Origin of the sequence: Natronococcus sp. JC468 (assembly GCF_012163165.1) — an archaeon.
In the GTDB taxonomy this organism is placed as follows: domain Archaea; phylum Halobacteriota; class Halobacteria; order Halobacteriales; family Natrialbaceae; genus Natronococcus; species Natronococcus jeotgali.
Window position 1 is genome coordinate 1 of sequence record NZ_JAAVUO010000095.1, and the last position, 1,499, is coordinate 1,499.

Annotated in this window: 1 pseudogene; it reads right to left on the reverse strand. The window is 53.3% G+C overall.

Annotated elements, in window-relative coordinates:
- Positions 1-71: 71 nt before the first annotated feature.
- Positions 72-764, reverse strand: a pseudogene (locus tag GWG54_RS20495) (RNA-guided endonuclease InsQ/TnpB family protein); the annotation flags it as partial.
- Positions 765-1,499: the final 735 nt, after the last annotated feature.

Sequence of the window (1,499 nt, forward strand, 5' to 3'; positions counted from 1 at the left end):
AATCCGTAATCGGCATCATTCGTCCTTGCCACCGCCTACGTCATGCTCCTACTTCAACGTGCAAAGCTGAGGTAGTTATTTGACCCGTGCTCTTTGCGCGAGAGTTTCCGTTGCTCACGCTTGAGCCGGTCGCGTTCGTCCGAGAGGTCGACCGATTCGATCGCGTGGCCGTCAGTGTCGTGTGCATACTTCAGGATGCCCAAGTCGATGCCAACGATGTCCTTCGGATTCTCTGGTTTCTCTGGCGGGTCGTCGGGCGTTTCGACACCGAGAACAGCGAATCACTCGCCCGTCGGTTCCTTTTTCACCGTGGCCTGTTTGATCGTAGCGTCGTCGGGTAGCTCCCGGTGGAGCCGAACAGGTATTTCTCCGATCTTTGAAAGCCGTAGGACGGTCTGACCACCCGTGTTCTTGAGTTCGAAGCCAGACTGTCGGTACGTGAATGATCGGTACTCGTTCGGTGCTTTCCACTTGAGCTGGCCAACCACACGACCATTATCCTTCGCGTCTTTGAGCCGTGAGAGATTGTTGTACAATCGCTCGACGACGTTCTGAAGCGTTCGGGAATACAGGTTGGTGAGGTCGGTCCACCACTTCTTGACCGACGGAAGTTGGTTGATCTCGTCGTACTTCGTCGTCCCGCCGTTGTGGTTGAGGCGGTGGAGGAAGTGGTTGTACACTTGCCGGTACAGATCTCGGTGTCGGTCCAACGTCTCTCGGAGAGCATCAGACGGCTCAAGTCTGTACCGGTAGTTGTAGTTCATCTACGAACGTTCTTCAATGAGTTCGTCCAGTTTCTCTTGGACGAACGAGGAGAGATTCAGATGGTTCTCCTGAATCCACTCCTCTTGGTCATCTCGGATCGATATGTTCTTTCGCGTTGCCACAGCATAAGTTACACACTTTGTGTAGTTAAGTGCTTTGGGACGTGGGCCTGTGGGCCTGCTATAGAATAGTGTATGAAAGACGAGTGGCGTTGACGAGACGCTTCGCGTCTCGTTCGCACACCAGAAATCTTCGATTTCTGGGGACGCTGTATCCCCTCCCTGCTCGAGCCTTCGGCTCTCGCTGAGGAAGGGGTCTTAGCGCCTAAATTCAGGTAAATTCTTCCTGCGCCCCGCACGTTCTCAAGCAGTCGGGCGATGGACACTCAGAGGTCCAACGCCGGTTCTCAGACTCTAATCTACCAATTCGGGCAGGAAAGTCTCTTGGCTCACTCAGACTCTAACCAACACCTGCCTCTGTTATTGAGCTTTTCAATGAGAATGAGACCGCTACTATCTCAATACAGATTGAGACTTCAGTGTGGATGATCGGTCCGTCGTGTGTGTCTCATTAGTGACTGGAAACGTCAATGCCCGGTGTTGGTTAAGCCAGCACGCTCTTACGCAAAGCTACGGAAAAGTCAGTGCATCCCGCCGACGTATGGCGGATATGTCTCACACCCAGCCAGCCTTCGGCGGGATGCTTCGGAACTTAATCGATGACGGTATCTTAGA